Annotated in this window: 3 protein-coding genes; 2 read left to right on the forward strand and 1 reads right to left on the reverse strand. The window is 46.2% G+C overall.

Features of this window, described 5'->3' with window-relative positions:
* Window positions 1-283 precede the first annotated feature (283 nt).
* Window positions 284-865 (reverse strand): P-loop NTPase family protein, encoded by a 582-nt coding sequence (locus FCS96_RS00180; RefSeq protein ID WP_138438245.1) that lies wholly within the window; start codon window positions 863-865, stop codon window positions 284-286.
* Between the two features lie 389 nt (window positions 866-1,254).
* Here FCS96_RS00180 and FCS96_RS00185 point away from each other — a divergent pair, with 389 nt between their 5' ends.
* Entirely contained in the window at window positions 1,255-1,662 is a 408-nt protein-coding gene (locus tag FCS96_RS00185) for a hypothetical protein (protein WP_138438246.1), read from the forward strand.
* Between the two features lie 112 nt (window positions 1,663-1,774).
* Window positions 1,775-2,272 (forward strand): SIR2 family protein (locus FCS96_RS00190; RefSeq protein WP_171040631.1); only part of this gene is annotated, 498 nt, incomplete at its 3' end.

The following is a 2,272-nucleotide window of genomic DNA, read 5'->3' on the forward strand; positions in this document are numbered from 1 at the left end:
TGAAATATGGTGGGCCCAGCTGGACTCGAACCAGCGACCAAGGGATTATGAGAGCCTTGTGGTGGTCTTTGTGGCTCCACATAAAACCACAATAGCTGCCGAATTAATTAGTTACGCTGATACGACACCATACTGTTGCACTGTAAACCACCGCTGCGTTGACACTCGGTTGACTCTAGTCGATTTTGGTTGTGGGAGGACGTTCACGTCCAAGATCCCATATCGGAGCAACTTGAAAGGCCCTCCACCGTGGAAGGCCGTCCAATGAGGTTAGCGAAAACGGCTAATTCTGGCGTTGCGACTCCTCATACAGCCAATCCATTTCCGCCTCTCTATCTTTATCTGCATCCGTCGTGCAGCTCTCTATGGTAAGGGGTTCGTCTTCAAGCAACTCCCATCCGTCCGAAGTCCACTTCAACCGAATCTCAGCTTTAATGAAGAAACTTGTTCCGTGGTATGGCCTGTCTGGATCCTGGTCCCCGCAATACTCGAGTTCGGCATTAAGAGTTAGAATGCCAACATGTTCGTCGTAATGCGTTGAGCCTACATCAATGCTCTGCAAGGAAAAGTTGTAAGCATTAGTTTCGGCAATTGCTCCTGAGAGCTCCTCTTCCAACAAGGAATCAAGCGCAAAGTCTATCTCATCCTCAAACACTGCAGACCCTAAGTCGCTGAGGCCGAACGCTGCTTTTGTCAAGCGCGACTCTTGCGATGACTTTTTCGCAACGGCAGTCATTTCGTGAAAATCTGAAAAGCCAGATGAAGTTGCTACAGACTCCAGCGCCTTGTTAAGCGGGATAGTCTGATTCCTAGCCAACGTTTTTGTAGAACGTTTGATAATAGAGATTGGGCTAAATTTGGGCATGACACGTTTCTCGCGCGGCGCACATTGCAGTGGGTTGCTTGCTGACCAGGCGTGCGCCTGAGCTTTGTGTCAATCTTTGAGAAGGAAGTGGTGATGCGTAGCTTCGCCTTTGCAAGCGGCAGGTTTTCACCGAAACCTGCAAAAACCATATATGACTGTAGGGAAATTGCAAGCATAGAACGGATGTTCCGCGCTTTATATCGTTCGCAGTGGCGTTAATTGAACCCGATGCCGCAGGCTCTCGGAGCAACACAGAAATCCACTATCGTTGCCAAATCAGTTGCTTCGTGAAGTTCTGCTTCACTCTAAGCCACATCAAACCACAAAGCCATGGACACTTTGTTGACATCTTCGCTACGCTTCCTATCGGTGTTTCAATGGAGTGAACGATGTCTTGGTTCAAGATCTTTTCCGCAGTCGTTGTCGGTAACATCGTCTCTTGGACAATTATTGGCCTTATGGGGCTGTTCCTCTCTTTTTTAGTTATGGAAGCTACAATGGAGGAGTTGTTAGGCGGTCGACCTACCCTCAGTAGCCCCTCCAACCCAATTCAACAACCTTCACCGAGCGCAAATGCTTCTCCGCGTGATTACTTGGCCGAGCAAGCAAGACAGGAGCAGCAGCGCCTGGAACAGATTCGCAGAAAACAAACTCGTGAGCGTACAGATCCAAGCGTAATTCGGACCAATAGGCAGATGTGTGAATTTTGGACTGAGGAATTTAATAAAGATGGTGCTGAACAAAGTCGGAAATATCGTGATGCGGCATGTTCTCGGTACCGCGCTAGTCTGAACTGACAGAAATCTAGATTAGATTCGTTTTCATGTGTTCAAAAATTGTCGGGTCGAGCGATTTTTTGGTAAAACATAATTGCCGACAGTTTTTATAAAGTTATAAAAGGAGAAAGTTGTGCCTATTTCCCTGGAAAGTCTGGCCTCAAGGATCGACCCTCAGAAAAGCATTCTATTTTTTGGTTCTGGAGCCTCGATTCCATCTAATGCACCGTCTGTCGGCACTCTTATAGATTCTCTATCTAAACGCTTCAATATTGAGCCCTCCGATTATACCCTCGCTGAGCTTACAGAGATTATCTGCGTAGAGCATGATCGAAGAGATCTTGTTAGCCATCTGAGATCCTGCTTTAGAACGGTTAGACCAAGCGGAGGTATGCTTAATCTTCCCCTATATGACTGGAAGTCTATTTATACGACAAATTACGATAATATTATTGAGGAGTCCTATCGTAGAAAAGAAAAGGATTTGAAGGTATACACCTCAAATTATGATTTTGACGCTACGGCGGCACCTTCTCATCAAAAGTTATTTAAAATTCACGGCACTTTAGAAAAAGATAAATCTTATGGTGATGCCTCTAAGATGGTGATCACTGAGGGAGACTACGCTGAT

It is taken from the genome of Marinobacter alexandrii (assembly GCF_005871205.1).
Taxonomy (GTDB): domain Bacteria; phylum Pseudomonadota; class Gammaproteobacteria; order Pseudomonadales; family Oleiphilaceae; genus Marinobacter; species Marinobacter alexandrii.